The organism is Alteromonas gracilis (assembly GCF_002993325.1).
GTDB lineage: Bacteria > Pseudomonadota > Gammaproteobacteria > Enterobacterales > Alteromonadaceae > Alteromonas > Alteromonas gracilis.
This window is the reverse complement of sequence record NZ_PVNO01000027.1, coordinates 180,997-195,780: the sequence shown is the minus strand read 5'-3', so window position 1 is coordinate 195,780 and position 14,784 is coordinate 180,997. Positions and strand designations below refer to the sequence as shown.

General features: G+C 43.9%; 15 protein-coding genes. 4 read left to right on the top strand and 11 right to left on the bottom strand.

Annotated features, from left to right (window positions below; all coding sequences use genetic code 11):
* Positions 1-4: 4 nt before the first annotated feature.
* The 3 genes from ruvC to aspS are packed head-to-tail and all read right to left on the bottom strand — an operon-like array spanning position 5 to position 2,727.
* Positions 5-523: a crossover junction endodeoxyribonuclease RuvC gene (ruvC, locus tag C6Y39_RS14180; protein ID WP_105931899.1), complete on the bottom strand. Its 519-nt coding sequence runs from the start codon at positions 521-523 to the stop codon at positions 5-7.
* Positions 523-963 (bottom strand): dihydroneopterin triphosphate diphosphatase, encoded by a 441-nt coding sequence (nudB, locus tag C6Y39_RS14175; RefSeq protein ID WP_105931898.1) that lies wholly within the window; start codon positions 961-963, stop codon positions 523-525. The genes ruvC and nudB overlap by 1 nt, the downstream gene beginning before the upstream one ends.
* A gap of 3 nt (positions 964-966) precedes the next feature.
* Positions 967-2,727, bottom strand: coding sequence for an aspartate--tRNA ligase (aspS, locus tag C6Y39_RS14170; protein ID WP_105931897.1), 1,761 nt, complete (start codon positions 2,725-2,727; stop codon positions 967-969).
* A gap of 247 nt (positions 2,728-2,974) precedes the next feature.
* On the opposite strand from aspS, the gene C6Y39_RS14165 reads away from it, so the two are divergent.
* Both C6Y39_RS14165 and C6Y39_RS14160 read left to right on the top strand, forming a co-directional pair.
* A complete protein-coding gene (locus C6Y39_RS14165) occupies positions 2,975-3,826 on the top strand; it encodes a DUF72 domain-containing protein (RefSeq protein WP_105931896.1) in 852 nt (283 codons plus the stop codon).
* Positions 3,827-3,909: 83 nt separating this feature from the next.
* Positions 3,910-4,386 (top strand): GAF domain-containing protein, encoded by a 477-nt coding sequence (locus C6Y39_RS14160; RefSeq protein ID WP_105931895.1) that lies wholly within the window; start codon positions 3,910-3,912, stop codon positions 4,384-4,386.
* Between the two features lie 110 nt (positions 4,387-4,496).
* Here the strand turns inward: C6Y39_RS14160 and C6Y39_RS14155 are convergent, their stop codons facing one another.
* The 8 genes from C6Y39_RS14155 to C6Y39_RS14120 all read right to left on the bottom strand — a co-directional run bounded on the left by C6Y39_RS14155 (position 4,497) and on the right by C6Y39_RS14120 (position 13,318).
* On the bottom strand, positions 4,497-5,837 hold the full coding sequence (locus tag C6Y39_RS14155) for a sigma 54-interacting transcriptional regulator (RefSeq protein WP_105931894.1): 1,341 nt from the start codon (positions 5,835-5,837) through the stop codon (positions 4,497-4,499).
* Positions 5,834-6,418 carry a hypothetical protein gene (locus C6Y39_RS14150; protein WP_105931893.1) on the bottom strand — a complete coding sequence of 195 codons (585 nt, stop codon included), beginning with the start codon at positions 6,416-6,418 and terminating at the stop codon, positions 5,834-5,836. Before C6Y39_RS14150 ends, C6Y39_RS14155 begins: the two co-directional genes overlap by 4 nt.
* Position 6,419: 1 nt before the next feature.
* A complete protein-coding gene (locus C6Y39_RS14145) occupies positions 6,420-7,817 on the bottom strand; it encodes a sensor histidine kinase (protein ID WP_105931892.1) in 1,398 nt (465 codons plus the stop codon).
* Positions 7,818-7,878: 61 nt separating this feature from the next.
* Positions 7,879-8,160 (bottom strand): EF-hand domain-containing protein, encoded by a 282-nt coding sequence (locus C6Y39_RS14140; protein ID WP_240618900.1) that lies wholly within the window; start codon positions 8,158-8,160, stop codon positions 7,879-7,881.
* Between the two features lie 312 nt (positions 8,161-8,472).
* Positions 8,473-10,542 (bottom strand): putative bifunctional diguanylate cyclase/phosphodiesterase, encoded by a 2,070-nt coding sequence (locus C6Y39_RS14135; protein WP_105931891.1) that lies wholly within the window; start codon positions 10,540-10,542, stop codon positions 8,473-8,475.
* Between the two features lie 171 nt (positions 10,543-10,713).
* Complete coding sequence (locus C6Y39_RS14130) at positions 10,714-11,163, bottom strand: tellurite resistance TerB family protein (protein WP_105931890.1); 450 nt, start codon at positions 11,161-11,163, stop codon at positions 10,714-10,716.
* A 151-nt stretch (positions 11,164-11,314) separates the two neighbouring features.
* Positions 11,315-12,991, bottom strand: a complete 1,677-nt coding sequence (locus C6Y39_RS14125; RefSeq protein WP_105931889.1) for a fused response regulator/phosphatase — start codon at positions 12,989-12,991, stop codon at positions 11,315-11,317.
* 21 nt (positions 12,992-13,012) lie between these two features.
* A complete protein-coding gene (locus C6Y39_RS14120) occupies positions 13,013-13,318 on the bottom strand; it encodes an STAS domain-containing protein (RefSeq protein ID WP_105931888.1) in 306 nt (101 codons plus the stop codon).
* Between the two features lie 169 nt (positions 13,319-13,487).
* Between C6Y39_RS14120 and yciH the strand changes: the two genes are divergently transcribed.
* Positions 13,488-13,820: a stress response translation initiation inhibitor YciH gene (gene yciH / locus C6Y39_RS14115; protein WP_105931887.1), complete on the top strand. Its 333-nt coding sequence runs from the start codon at positions 13,488-13,490 to the stop codon at positions 13,818-13,820.
* A gap of 61 nt (positions 13,821-13,881) precedes the next feature.
* Positions 13,882-14,682 (top strand): response regulator, encoded by an 801-nt coding sequence (locus C6Y39_RS14110; RefSeq protein ID WP_105931886.1) that lies wholly within the window; start codon positions 13,882-13,884, stop codon positions 14,680-14,682.
* The last annotated feature ends 102 nt before the right edge of the window (positions 14,683-14,784 follow it).

Sequence of the window (14,784 nt, the reverse complement as noted above, 5' to 3'; positions counted from 1 at the left end):
AGGTTTAGCGCAAACGACCACGAACGGTTTTTCGTGCTTGTCCTGCCATGTTTATCAGGCTCTGTTCGGTATGTGCATGACACAAGGCAACGGCTAAGGCGTCGGCAGCATCAGCCTGAGGTGTGCCGCTTAAACTCAAAAGATGTTTAACCATATGCTGAACTTGCGTTTTATCTGCGCCACCTTTCCCTACGACCGACTGCTTTATTTGCCTTGCACTGTATTCGGCAACAGGAAGCTGCGCTTGCGTGGCAGCTACAATAGCCGCACCTCTCGCTTGACCAAGCTTTAACGCTGAATCAGGGTTTTTCGCCATGAATACTTGCTCAATAGCAAACTGTTCAGGTTTATATTGACGAATAATATCGCCAACGCCGGTAAAAATGTTAGCAAGACGAGAAGGCAAATCTGCCGTTCCAACGCGAATACATCCACTTGCCACATACACCAGTTTACCTTGCTTACGCGCAATTAAACCGTAGCCTGTAATCCGAGAACCTGGATCTATACCCAGTATAACCATTAAGGCACACTCGGTACAAACAAAGATACCGCTTCTCTATTTGAGGGAGACCATAAACGCGTGAGCGCTTCATCTTTTGACACCCATTCGTACTGCAAGTGCTCTGTTAAAACAATGGGTAAATCGCTGTTTATTTGAAGGGAAAATACGTGCTCTGTATTGTGCACAGTTCCTGGGGGATAACGGTGTAGCCAGCGGCTACGGATAACATATTTGTTTTGCTTACCGTGGTCGTTAACCACAAATCCGTGTGCTTTGGCATCGATGCCAATTTCTTCACGCACCTCGCGATATGCTGTTTCTAGGGGCAGCTCGCCATCTTCCAGTGCGCCTGTTACCGACTGCCAAAAGGTAGGATCGTCTTGCCGCTGTAAAAGCAGCACTCGGTAGTGTTGGTCATACAACACTACCAGTGCAGATTCAGGCTTCTTATACGCCATAAATTATGATTGCTTTTTCACCGTTGCAATAGCTAGCTCTTCAAGCTGCTGAGGATTTGCAGGACTAGGCGCCGATGTTAACGGACATGCCGCTGTAGTCGTTTTCGGGAATGCCATAACATCGCGAATAGAGGTTGCACCAGTCATAAGCATTACCAAGCGGTCGAGACCAAACGCAAGACCTGCATGCGGCGGCGCACCAAAACGCAGTGCATCAAGCAAGAAACCAAACTTGTTCTTCGCTTCTTCATCGTCTATGCCAAGAATGCTGAATACCGTAGATTGCATATCTTCATTGTGAATACGTACAGAACCACCGCCTAATTCAACACCGTTTAATACCATATCGTAAGCGTCAGATAAGGCTTCAGCTGGGTTAGCTTTAAGTTCATCTGGCGTTAGTCCACGTGGTGCTGTGAACGGATGGTGGATAGCGTGAAGCTGACCATCGAACTCTTCAAACATCGGGAAGTCAACAACCCAAAGAGGTTTCCAATCGCCTTCAAGAAGCTCAAAGTCTTCACCAAGCTTGAGACGAAGAGCGCCCATAGCTTCGGTAACCACAGTGTAGCTGTCTGCACCGAACAATAGAATATCGCCACTTTGCGCGCCAGTGCGTTCTAACATGGCGTTAGTGATGTCTTCCGTAAGGAATTTAAGAATTGGCGACTGCAAGCCTTCAAGTCCTGCACCCGCATCATTAACTTTAATCCACGCCAGACCTTTCGCGCCGTAAATACCGACAAATTTAGTGTATTCGTCAATTTGCTTGCGCGAGAGCGATGCACCACCTGGTACGCGAATAGCCGCTACGCGACCTTTAGGGTCGTTTGCCGGGCCGCTGAATACTTTAAAGTCAACGTCTGCAAGCAAGTCTGCTACGTCGGTTAATTCTAGTGGGTTACGTAGGTCTGGCTTGTCGCTACCAAAGCGCGTCATGGCTTCTTTATAAGTCATGCGCGGGAAGTCGCCAAGGTCAACGTTTAGCATTTTGTTGAACAAGTCGCGGATCATGCGCTCAGTAATTGACATTACTCCATCAGCGTCTAAGAACGTGGTCTCAATATCGATTTGGGTAAATTCTGGCTGACGGTCGGCACGTAAGTCTTCGTCGCGGAAGCACTTAACGATTTGATAGTAACGGTCCATACCCGACATCATCAGAAGCTGTTTGAAAAGCTGTGGCGATTGCGGAAGTGCAAAGAACTCACCTTTGTGCGTGCGGCTTGGCACTAGGTAGTCACGTGCACCTTCTGGCGTTGCCTTAGTAAGAATAGGTGTTTCAATATCAAGGAAACCTTCTTCTTCTAAAAAGCGACGTACAGCACCCGTTACTTTTGCACGGAATTGTAAGCGTTGGCTCATTACCGGGCGGCGAAGGTCTAGGTAACGGTAACGAAGGCGCTGTTCTTCTGAGTTTTCTTGGTTCCAGTCTAGTGGAAGCACGTCAGATTTATTGATGACTTCAAGGCCAGTGCCTAAGATCTCAACTTCACCTGTGCGCATGTCTTTGTTAACTTGACCTTCAGGGCGCGCGCGTACTTTACCCGTTAGCTTTACGCAGAATTCACCACGTAACGTGTTAGCTACCGATAGCACGTCGGGCAAATCTGGGTCGAACACCACTTGTACGATACCTTCGCGGTCGCGTAAGTCGATGAAAATGACACCGCCTAAATCGCGACGCTTGTTAACCCACCCGCAAAGGGTAACTTCTTGTCCAATGTATGATGAATCGATATTCCCACAGTAATCTGTGCGCATGGTCCTTGACCCCTGATGTTTTTTCTTGCTTCGCATGCAGTGAATTGGCGTTCAAAACCGCTTACTTTTGGGCTTAAGACTTTGCCAAAAATCGCGTAAACTTGCTGGCCAATTAGCTGGCCCGCCCACTACATGCATAATGTAATGATTTAAAGGTCGCATAGTATAAACAAATGCTTCATAAAGCCCAATGACAAATATGCACAATTCCGCTATATCCCGAGGAAATCTCTACATTGGGTTACCGATGTGGCAACACAGCCATTGGCCAAGCTCATGGTTTGCTAATTACCCCAAGTCTGATAATGGGTTGTCGCTATACGCAAAGGAATGTAATACGGTTGAAGGGAATACCACGTTTTACTCACTTCCCAACGAAGATGCTGTAGCGAGATGGTGCGAGTCGGTGCCCGAGGGTTTTCGATTTACTTTTAAGTTTCACCAGAACATTACTCATCTAAATCAATTGCAGTATTGTGATGAAGAAGTTGCCCAACAGCTTACTTTGCTAAGGCCGCTAAAAGAAAAGCTCGGGGTAATGATGTTGCAACTCCCCGCTTCTTTCGGCCCAGAAAAACTTTCCGTTCTGGATACATTTTTAGCCGCACTGCCGCAAGAAATAAACGTGGCGGTTGAAGTGCGACACTTGGCGTTTTTCGCTAAAGGTGATGAAGAAAAAGCACTTAACCAACTTTTAATTCGACACGGTGCAAATAGAATTATTATGGACACCCGAGCGCTATTTACTGGGTCTTTAGATGCAGGGGGAACAGTTCGACGTGCGATGTTTGAAGAAGTCAGGCAGAAAAAGCCCCGAGTTCCCGTAAACGTAATAGCTACAGGTAATACTCCGATTGTGCGCTTTGTAGGGAACGATGTGGATGAAGATAATAGACGTTGTTTATTACCTTGGGTGAAGAAAGTGTGTCAGTGGCAAGAAGAAGGAAAAGACGTGTATTTCTTCTGTCACCGCCCCGACAACAAAGACGCCCCCTGGCTTGCTCAACAGCTTATTGATATTTATAACGATTATTCATCACACTATAAGCTGAATAATCTTGCTTTAAGGTATCAACCCGCGCAAAATGCGCTGTTTTGATTTATTAATATTTTCTAATCTAAACCTTCAGAGCGCTAGCTAGGGCGCTTTTTCTTTCGGCTTGATTTAAATTAGGGAAGAGTATGGATATTCAGTATGAAAAAGAACGTCTAGATGCGCTGCATTCATTGAACATTTTAGACACATCGCCCGATGAGCGACTAGATGCGCTTACTAAAGAAGTACAAGCTGAATTCGATTGTAAAACTTGTCTAGTAAGCTTAGTGGCAGAAGACCGTCAATGGTTTAAGTCTAGACAATGTATGGACGTAGCCGAAACCCCGCGCAACATTTCATTTTGTACGTATGCTATTGCGGAGGAAGAATATCTTATCGTTCCGGATGCTACAGCAGATAAACTTTTTGCTAACAACCCATTGGTAACGGGTAGCCCGTTCATTCGCGCTTATGCGGGCGTTATTTTACGCAACCAGGATGGCTATGAACTAGGCACGCTTTGTTTGCTTTATGATAAAGCGCGTGAGTTTACTGAAGACGAAATCAATAAGCTAAAGCATTACGCTCGACTTGTTGAAACCATCATTTTTACAAAACCCTAAGAATCTGAGAATTAATGGGTATAACACCTCCCACCTTTGTTAAAACCAAAAAAAACGCATCGATAAATAAATTAAACGATGCGTTTTTTTGGTTTTAGATGTTATTTGACTTACCTAAAGTCAGCTGCATCCAGCTCGTGCTTTTTCATTAGCTTGTGCATATCAGTGCGGTTTCTGCCGGCTAACTCTGCCGCACGCGTCACATTTCCATCGGTCATTTTAAGAAGCTTGTGCAGATATTGCTGCTCGAAGGCATCCCGGGCTTCTGTGAGCGTAGGCCAGCTTTGCTTAGTTGCTGATAGCGCCTGCTCTACCAAATGAAGCGGTATCACTGGGGTTTGTGTTAACGCTACGCATTGCTCTACCACATTGACCAATTGACGCACATTGCCAGGCCATGATGACGTTACGAGCTGCTGCATCGCATCATCAGAGAACTGACTTGCGTTAACACCGTGTCGCTGTGCACTCTGTTGCAACAGAGAACGCGCAAGAAGAGGAATATCTTCACTTCTCGATTTAAGTGATGGAAGCTTTAAATTCACTACGTTTAAGCGATAGTATAAATCTTCACGGAAGGTGCCTTCTTCCATTTCTTTGTGCAAGTCTTTATGCGTTGCTGAAATGATACGCACATCGATATCTACATGCTTGCTGCTACCCACTGGACGAATCTGACGCTCCTGCAGCGCGCGCAATAATTTAACTTGGAGGGTCATTGGCATATCACCAATTTCGTCAAGAAAAAGCGTACCGCCGTCCGCTTCTCTAAATAAACCGGGATGCGCAGCAACCGCGCCAGTAAATGCCCCTTTAGCATGGCCGAAAAGTTCTGATTCAAGCAAGTTTTCTGGCAATGCACCGCAGTTAATCGCTACAAATGGTTTATCACTGCGGTTACTCGCTTTATGAATAGCATTAGCAAGTAATTCTTTACCCGTTCCACTCGCTCCACTGATAAGGACAGACACTTCTCGCTTGGCAATTCGAAACGCTTGGTCTAACACGTTTAGCATCTCTGGAGAACGGGTGATGATATCTTTTGCCCAGTCCCCTGGCTGTGCCGCCTGAGACTGACTAAGCGCTTTTTGCAGCAAGGCCCGTAATTCGTCATGATCCACGGGCTTTGGCAAGAAACCAAACACACCACGCTGTGTTGCTGCAACCGCATCGGCAATCGTGCCATGAGCTGTCATAAGGATCACAGGAATATCCTTTCTAATTCCCATGATTTCTTCAAACAGACTTAAGCCATCTAAGCCTGGCATCCGTAGGTCACTTAACACAACATCAAAACTTTCATTTTGAAGTTTTCGCAGTGCCGATTGCCCGTCTTCAACCGCGGTTACCTCATAACCTTCACCTTCTAAACGAATGGTTAGTAGGCGCAATAAGCTTTTATCATCATCAACCAACAATAAGTTAGGGTTACTACTCGCCTTTTCGCTCACTGTTGTGTACTCCTGTTTTTATCCATCAATGTCGCTTCTATTTGCAACAATTCTTCTAATTTTTTGCGCAGGTTATCTACTTCTTTTTCGAGCATTTTTAACTTCTCACCCCGAGACGTATTCTCTTGCTCTAACACAACCATCGCTGACTCTAGCTGCATAACCTGATTGTTTTGTGCACCGGCGACAACCCTTATTAACTCTTGCGCTGCTGGGGTAAGTTCATTTGCAATTGCATCAAGTGCTAATTGCGCTCTTAATCGATCTTGATAAGGCGTATCATTGGGCAGCGTTAAAATGTATGCGTGTAACGTATCGAAGGTCGACTTGCTCAAAGCACTCAACGTTTGCTTTCTCGCTAGCCAAGGTTGATTGGCAGCATCAATCCACGCATTTAACCAAAAGGTTGCATCGCAATTATTTTCAAAATTCTGTGGCGGCTCATCAAACAAACAAAAACCGCGCTCTACTTTCACTACAGGCGTTACCTTCTCAGGCTCACCTGCACTGTCATTGTTTCTGGTTAAACTCTGACATCCTGTCAGAACCAGTAAGGCGACAATTAAACCACTTATTCTCATTTTACTTTTCCTGCTGCGGAATGGTCACTCTAAAGCAAACATCGGCATAGTCTACATCTACCACGCGTACATCACCATGCATTAGTCGAGCACAATCGGCAACAATAGATAACCCAAGACCAGTTCCAATGACATTGTCATTTCTCGGCTCTGGACCACGAATAAAGGGTTCAAACAATGTAGGTACTGATTCTGGCGCTATGCGTTTACCGCGGTTAGCCACATCCAGCACTAGTTTTCCATTTTCGATGTAAAGATGAATATTGATTGGTCTACCCACTGCGCCATGGGCTACAGCGTTAGAGACTAGGTTATCAAGTATTCGCCTGAATAATTCTTCATCAACGTTTACATCAGTTGAGACGATATTTACGTCTACTTCTCTATCTTGAATAGCTAAGGCATAATCTTCTAAACACGCAGAGACCAACTTTTTCGCATCGCTTTTCACGACCTTCGGCTGAGCTTGCTGTAAGAGCAGATTGTAATCGAGTAACTTCTCCACCAGCGTATTTAAGCGATGTGTACTTGATGTAAGTAATGACAGAATTTCTCTTTGACTTTCATTTAAGTCTCCCACTACGTTTTCGGAAAGCAAACTACAGCCTTCTTTAATGCTAGCGAGTGGGGTTTTTAACTCATGAGCGGCATGTCGCAGCAATGCAGTTCTGATGTGCTCCAGCTGCTGTAAGCGGTCATAAAGCCAGTGTAAATCTTTTTCAACGTCGATAAGCTCTCTTGGCGCTTGGGTTGAAAGTGGCGGTAATTCACCGTCACTGTGCGCCATGATCCTAATAATTTTTTTGAGGTTGTTTACGGGGTTAACAATTAGCTGACTGCCCAGCAATATAAGTAGAAGCGAGACACTCACTAACATTGCTGTAGACCAAGCCTGTTTAGCTTGCATGGCATTGAGATCGTCCTGTTGAACTTGGACTCGCTCATTAATTACCGCTTCAACGTCGTCACGAAGTTGTTCCACGCTATCGCCTATCGAGGCCAAATAAGCATTAAGCAGCAGTTGATCTTCAATAGTACGGTAGTCTGCTAGCTGGTTTAGTTGGCCAGATAAGTGGGAACACGTAGTGGGAACCGACAATGCCTGACATAAGTTATCGGCAGCAAGTGTGAACTGCTCGATAGCATTATCCGATAGTGAGGCAACCTGATCGCTTCTCAGCACCGCGAACTGACGAATACTTCTCTCAACATCCACAACAGCGTTATCTAAGCGCTGCATATCGCCTACAACATCTACCACAAAACGTGTTTCAAGCGTTGTCATTTGCCCAACTTTGGCTAAGTCGCTCTGACTCTGCCAAAGCAGAGCAATAAGAGGAATAAGGGCCAGTAAAAAGCTAACTAACGTCAACTGCCTGAGCGAACCTAGCTGGACTATTCGCTTGCCAAACGAAACCTTGTTTATCAGAACCTTACCCTCTTATGCTTATTTGTTTGCGTTATTCACTTGCCGTGAGTTTTTCGTTTCCAGGCGTTAACTTACTTTTCGCTAATTCAGATTCTGAAAGCTTTCCGTCTTCGTTGTCGTCAATCAACCCAAAATTTCGAAGTAGTCCAGTATGACGAACCGCTTCTTTAAGTGAAATGAGCCCATCTTTATTTGTGTCTAATTGTTGCAAGAGTGAGCGTGCTGGGTTGGCATGCGCATCTGCTACCGATATGGCTTGTACTGCAGCTACAGCACAAAGTGCTAAGAAAACTTTTTCGAGACGTTTCATCATGAATCCTCCGCAAAATGCTTATAAAATCCTTCTCTGAACGCTTTTTCTAACTTCGAATTTGTAACGTTAAAAATAGGAAAAGCGTATAAATAGTATCACTAGTCTTCAATCAACCACTATCATAATTGACCACATTTTTACTATGCGATTTATATTATGCGATTTTTAGACCAAGAGGATAAAACACTTACAAATCAGTTTAATAAGTAATATTTTCTCACACCAACTCATATAAGAACATACAGTGTGTTGCAATTAAGAAACACACATATGAAAGAATGTCAGAGAACGTGAGTCTGCATTCCCGTGGGATCAGGCAAACTCTTCGCTATTAAAGTGGCAAGGGGAATCTATCAACGATGCAAGAGGAATGGGCTTGCTGAATAAGAAACCTTGAACGTTGTCGCAACCATGCTGTTTCAAATAGTCCCACTGATCAAGATTCTCTATGCCCTCGGCACACACTGATAGAGATAGGCGTTTTGCGAGGTCGATTATGGCCCCGGTTACTAGGCGACTTCGCTCTGACGTTTGAAGTTCCATTACAAATTGTCTGTCGACTTTCAGCGTATCTATGGTTATTTGAGTAAGGTAACTCAACGACGAGTAGCCCGTACCAAAATCATCAAGTGCTATTGCACATCCCATGTTTCCAATACGTCTAAAAAATTTATTAGAAAGTGCGAAATTTTCGAGATAGGCACTTTCCGTTACTTCAAACTCGAAATTTTCAGGATTAACGTTGTGCGCAGTAAAAGTACTATAAATATAATCGAACAGTTGCGTACTTCGTAAATCATGCCCCGATAAGTTAATAGACGCTCTAAATGGGGACGAAGCCCATTGCTTGAGGGTAGGCATATCAATGCAGACACGCTTTATTACCCAGCGGGTTATGGCAGTTATTTTGCCCCCCTGCTCTGCAATGGGAATAAACTCGTTGGGCATAACCAATCCAAATTCAGGATGCTGCCAACGAATCAATGCCTCTACGCCAATGACTCTGCCGTCATTATTCACTTTCACTTGATAGTAAAGCACGAACTCGTCATTGGTAAGGCCCTTTTCGATGCCGTTTGCCAAAAGCAGTTTTCGCTTATGGGATTCGACCATATCGGGCGTGAATAGCGTGTAGCTTCCTCTACCACGAGCTTTAGACCGATACATAGCCAAGTCAGCGTTGCTCATAAGTTCACTAAGATCATACGATGCATCTGATGCTTTAGCTATCCCGACGCTAAGCCCTACCGTTAAAGACAGGCCGCGAAGCTCAAAGGGTTCGTCAAAAGCTGTGATTAATCGATTGGCTAGACTCTGTGCGTGTTTTGTAGAGGCGTCTCTATCAGGAAGGACCAAAAATTCGTCACCACCTAAACGGGCAAACAAGTCACCATCGCGCAGTAAACATTGCACTCTGTCGGCCACTTCGATAAGGATAAGATCGCCTGTTTCATGCCCCAAAGAATCGTTGATCCCTTTAAACCCATCCAAGTCAAAGAACAACAGAAGCAAGTCTTCTTCATTTCTTTTGGCTCTCGCCAATTCTAACCTTAGATTGTCGAGAACGAACTGCCTATTGGGTAACCCTGTTAAGCTGTCAAAATTAGCAAGTCGTGACATGGTTTCTTGTTGGTCAACTAGCGTTTGTTTTTGCTCAAAATTCACCAGTAATTCAACTTCAATTGCATCTAGCAAGTTATTGATATTGCGAGCTAGTTGACCAATTTCATTTGAAGCGTTTAAAGAGTTTCTCAAGGCATAATCTTTTGACTCAAACACTTCTTGAGTGAATCGACAGAGGGAGGTAAGAGGCGACACTAATCGGTATAAAATGAATATGCAGATGCTCATGCACAACAGCCAAATGACGAGTATGACTGGCAATTGTCTAAGAATTTCGCGAGCGGTATCTTTCGTTTTTGCGCGCTCAACATCAATATAAAGGACCATATGTCCCATTGGATAAAGGCTACTTCCTACAATCTGATGCGCCACAAGCACATCGTCGTATTGTGTAATGCCAAAAGGAGCATCTTCTGGCAACTGGGGAACACGTTGGTCCTCGATTTCAGTAACGCGTTCGCCATTTATCGTTGATATAACATTATAATCGTTATCGTAAAGCGTAGCTGATAACAAATATTCATGGGCTTTAATTGGCTGGAATACGGAGGATAGCAGCGCGTTATTTCCAGGGTTCCTTTCCATCAAAACCGCGAGCTGCAGGGCCACAGAATTACTCAACGCAGCAGTGTTATCCCTTACAACATCAATCACTGACTTATTGCGATCTACTTTGTTTACTACAACAATGGACACAGCCAATATCGACATAGTCGCTACGATCACAAGACCAATAGAAATCTTCAGGGTTTTAAACACACATGTGTCCTTCACTTACTACTTAACGTTTCTCTCGCGAACTATACACGTAACAATAAATAGTTCTATCTACCGTGTATGGTCGCCTACTTTTTTGTTCACAATAGTAAGGCAGGCGCAAAGAAAGTAAAACGGAAATTTAAGAAAGCCCTAATTACTCTCTTTACGGTTTTAATTAGCAGGCGTGTTCTCAACGACAGAAAGCTTTGTTTTTATAAACTCGCTGTGTGGTACATATAACAGATCTGCAATTTGCCTGATCGTGCTCTCTTCAAGCGGCGCGAGAGACGAATCGGCATAGGCGATTATCCAAAGGCTTTTTACAACGCTAACTTTTTCATCCGCACTACAATGTTTATTCAACACTTGAGTAAAATGCACAAGGTCTACCGCTTCTTCTGAAGTCTCTTGTCCTCTTTTAAGAAGAAGCGCCATTGCATCTTCGTCCACATTCACATGCTTCCTAAGTTGCTTTTCATATTCTTCTCTTTCAACGTCAGTAACTTCGTTATCTGCATTAACTATCTCACTCAGTAACGCCGCGGTTGCCAATTCGACCGTATAAGCAGGGTCCCTGTCTTTGTGTGAATCTTCAAATAATTTTAAAAATGATTTCAGCATAAATCCTCAGTAATACATTGTGCAACCTTGCTAGTGGCACGATAATTTCTTTAATTTCTACTTGAGGAAAGGAAAATTCGATTAATAGACCGATTATCTAGATTATCGAGTGAATAGTGGCTAATTGAGAAAATTACTGAATAGAAGAGGCTCAATACTCGGTATCAAGCAGGCAAAGGACTTTTTTGCCTCCATCCTCAAACCAAACCTTTTCGCAAAGTGCATGAATTAGGGGTAAACCACGGCCATGACTTAATTCTTGCCCATTATTTTGAACTGATAAGGTTCGACCTCTATCCCAACTAAACCCTTCGCCACTGTCTTGTACTTGTAACAGTACTTTACCCTCTGACGGTAAAGATTCGATACGAATATTAATTCGGCCATGGCTTAGCGTCTTTAGAGAAGCGTCTCGCTCTGCGTAGTACTGATGAAAACCTTCGCTGTCAGTTTTAACTTTAGATTCAAGCTTTAAAATGCCGTGGTCTAGCGCATTGTTGAAAAGCTCCGTAAGAACAGTGTATAAAACGGAACGTATGTTTTGTATGCCTTCGCACTGCCCAGCCAGTTGCAATATTCGCTGAAGAATATCAGGCTGCTTTAAGTGAGAGGCATTAAGGGCAATTTCATGGACGGAGGGCAAGCCCTCGCCCGCATTACGAAAAGTGGATATATTTAAAGGCTTAGCATTGAAAACCACTAGAGTAACATCGTCACTTAATGTGGATGAAGAACAGTGCGCTTTGGCTTGACGAAAGAGCGACTGGGCATCTACTTTTCCTTGTTCCTGCATTTGCGCTTTTATGATGTTAGCTAACCCTTCTTCCTGAAGCATTTCTCCGTTTGCATCTGCTATTTCAATCAGACCATCACTGTAAATAACGAGCTGCTCGTTATGCCCTAAATTAATTGTATCGTAGTCTGTATTGAGCTCACTTTCATCTAGTATTCCCAGGGCCATATGCCGAGAGGGTATCGTGCGAAATGCAATATCAGTCTTCGCTGGAACGACCACTTCTGGCATTCCCCCCTGCCATAGATTTACGCGATTACCCGCCACATTAATTTCTCCTATGACGGCAGCCATAAACATGTCGCTTGGAAGAAAAGTTAAAAGGATCCGATTTAGTTCAGAGGTGATCTCAGCGATGGAAACACCTTGCTGGGTCAATTCCCGAAATGCTCGGGTTACTGGCAGTGCGCCAATTGCTGACGCTAATCCATGCCCAGTAAAGTCCCCTACCACGAAGTAAATTCCTCCACTTGGACTTGCCTCGCACAGGAACAGGTCACCATTGAACGTCTCAGCTGGTTTTAATAGACAATCAAAGTGTGACAAAACTTCAGGGCGATTAACGATAGCATGGCTAAATATATGCTCAACGATGGCGTGCTCTCGCTCAACCCGCTGATTAAACAAACGAAGTGTTTTGTTTTGTTGCTCAATGCGATCACTCAACGCCCGTATCTGCAGATGCGCTCTTATTTTTGCAATGAGAATATGACGGTCGAAGGGCTTTGTAGCAAAATCGTTTCCGCCAACTTCAAGACAGCGCACTAAGCTTTCTTTGTCTTCAAGTGCCGTAATAAAAAGAATGGGTAGGTAAGTATCATCGGCAAGATTTCGAATTTTTGGCGCAACGTCAAAACCAGACAACCCTGGCATTACTACATCGAGTAACACTAAGTCAGGCTTTTCTTCTACAAACAGCTCGATAGCGTCTACGCCATTTGCTGCTTCAACACAATCTTTATAACCCGCGTTATAGAGCATGTTGGCCAACAGTGTACGATTTATACTCTCGTCATCGACAATAAGAATTTTCACGGGGTGTGGATCTCTTAATGATTATTTGATGTCAAATTTCTTGTCGAAGCGAGATATTTGTAGGATTTTAGCAACCTGCGGACGCGCATTCTCGATGCTGTAACTCAGTTCTCTGCCTGCTAGTGATTTTTGCATGTTCAGCAGCATGCCTAATGCGGAACTATCCATGTATTCGGTGCGTGATAGATCAACACTGATGTGTGAAACATTGCTATCGAGATCGGAATAGGCGTTTCTGAAGGCCTCAACCTTACTGAAGTCGAACTTGGCGCCGACATCAATCACTAATGTTTTTCCTTGGTTTTCAAAACTTGACGTTATTTCCATACCCGTTCCTTAAATGTGATCATAAATGCTTCATCTGATGCTTTTATCTTTGCTATCCTTATCTTAGTTGAAGTTTTCTACATAGCCATCGTTGCTGTCTACAACTTTTGTATAATTGTGTTGTTTTCGATGTAATTAAGATGGAAAGACGAATTTTATTGAGGTATTTATGCAAGACTGGCAAGACGCACTTTTAGTTTACAGTACTGAAAGCGGCAAAATAAAGCCTGAGCAGAAAACAGAGCAGCGCTCGGTTTCTTCGGACGGTATCGTTCGTATTCATCGAGAAACTAAAGGGCGCAAGGGAAAAGGCGTATCTTTAATCAAAGGCTTAGACCTTCCCACTGACGAGCTAAAAAAACTTGGCTCAGAACTTAAAAAGAAATGTGGTTGTGGCGGTGCAGTGAAAGACGGTGTAATTGAAGTTCAAACCGATGACAGAGAAAAGCTGCGCTCACTTCTAACAGATAAGGGTTATAACGTTAAACTTGCTGGTGGCTAGTTGGCAACAACCAATAGTGAATGTTCCCTTTTTCATAAACATATAACAAAAAGAGTCTGAAATGGAAAAGCTGTCAATTTCTGATTTACATATAATTCTTGTTGAGCCCTCTGATACTCAGCGGAAAATCATTACTACGCTGCTGTTGAAAGAAAACGTTAAGGAAATTGACCCTGTCAGTACCCTTTCGGAGGCGCGTTCTGCAGTGAAAGCCCATGGCGCTGACCTTATCGTGAGTGCTATGTATTACGAAGACGGGACCGCGCTAGAACTGTTAAAGTTTATCAAAGAGAATGATGATTTTAAGAGTATTCCTTTCATGCTTGTATCGAGTGAAAACCGATTAAGCAAACTTGAAGAGTTTAAGCAGGCAGGCGTAGCCGCAATCTTACCCAAACCGTTTGAGCCGCTTCATTTATCCCGCGCGCTGAACGCAAGTTTAGATTTGATTAATCACGATGAGCTAGAACTTGAGCTATTCGATGTTCACGATGTGCGTGTATTGCTTGTAGATGATAGTAAATTGGCAAGAAATCATATCAGACGTGTACTGGAAGGAATGGGTCTTCAGCGAATTCAAGAAGCAGAAAATGGCGCGACGGCATTGACGCTAATCAAAGATCAGGCCTTCGACTTAGTTGTGACTGACTATAATATGCCGGAGATGGATGGGCGTGAGCTTTCTGAATTTATCCGCTTCAACCCAGAGACCACACATATACCTATTATCATGGTGACTTCTGAATCAGCAGACAGCGCGCATATGGCTAACATTCAGCAAACAGGCGTTAACGCATTATGCGACAAACCCTTTGAGCCAAATGAAGTACGTCAAATGCTTTCTGCACTGTTAGGAAATTAAGTTGTTGGGGTAAAGCATGTATAAGCGAGAGTGCTAGAGTTTGTGCGCAGCAAATAAATGCAGCAAACTCATTTTCTTTGCTTTTTCAAGCCCACAACCTAA

Coding starts and splice junctions, on each gene's coding strand:
- C6Y39_RS14110 (WP_105931886.1), top strand. CDS start 13,882: ATGGAAAAGCTGTCAATTTCTGATTTACATATAATTCTTGTTGAGCCC.
- ruvC (WP_105931899.1), bottom strand. CDS start 523: ATGGTTATACTGGGTATAGATCCAGGTTCTCGGATTACAGGCTACGGT.
- C6Y39_RS14150 (WP_105931893.1), bottom strand. CDS start 6,418: ATGAGAATAAGTGGTTTAATTGTCGCCTTACTGGTTCTGACAGGATGT.
- C6Y39_RS14120 (WP_105931888.1), bottom strand. CDS start 13,318: ATGGAAATAACGTCAAGTTTTGAAAACCAAGGAAAAACATTAGTGATT.
- yciH (WP_105931887.1), top strand. CDS start 13,488: ATGCAAGACTGGCAAGACGCACTTTTAGTTTACAGTACTGAAAGCGGC.
- C6Y39_RS14160 (WP_105931895.1), top strand. CDS start 3,910: ATGGATATTCAGTATGAAAAAGAACGTCTAGATGCGCTGCATTCATTG.
- C6Y39_RS14165 (WP_105931896.1), top strand. CDS start 2,975: ATGTGGCAACACAGCCATTGGCCAAGCTCATGGTTTGCTAATTACCCC.
- C6Y39_RS14130 (WP_105931890.1), bottom strand. CDS start 11,163: ATGCTGAAATCATTTTTAAAATTATTTGAAGATTCACACAAAGACAGG.
- aspS (WP_105931897.1), bottom strand. CDS start 2,727: ATGCGCACAGATTACTGTGGGAATATCGATTCATCATACATTGGACAA.
- nudB (WP_105931898.1), bottom strand. CDS start 963: ATGGCGTATAAGAAGCCTGAATCTGCACTGGTAGTGTTGTATGACCAA.
- C6Y39_RS14140 (WP_240618900.1), bottom strand. CDS start 8,160: ATGATGAAACGTCTCGAAAAAGTTTTCTTAGCACTTTGTGCTGTAGCT.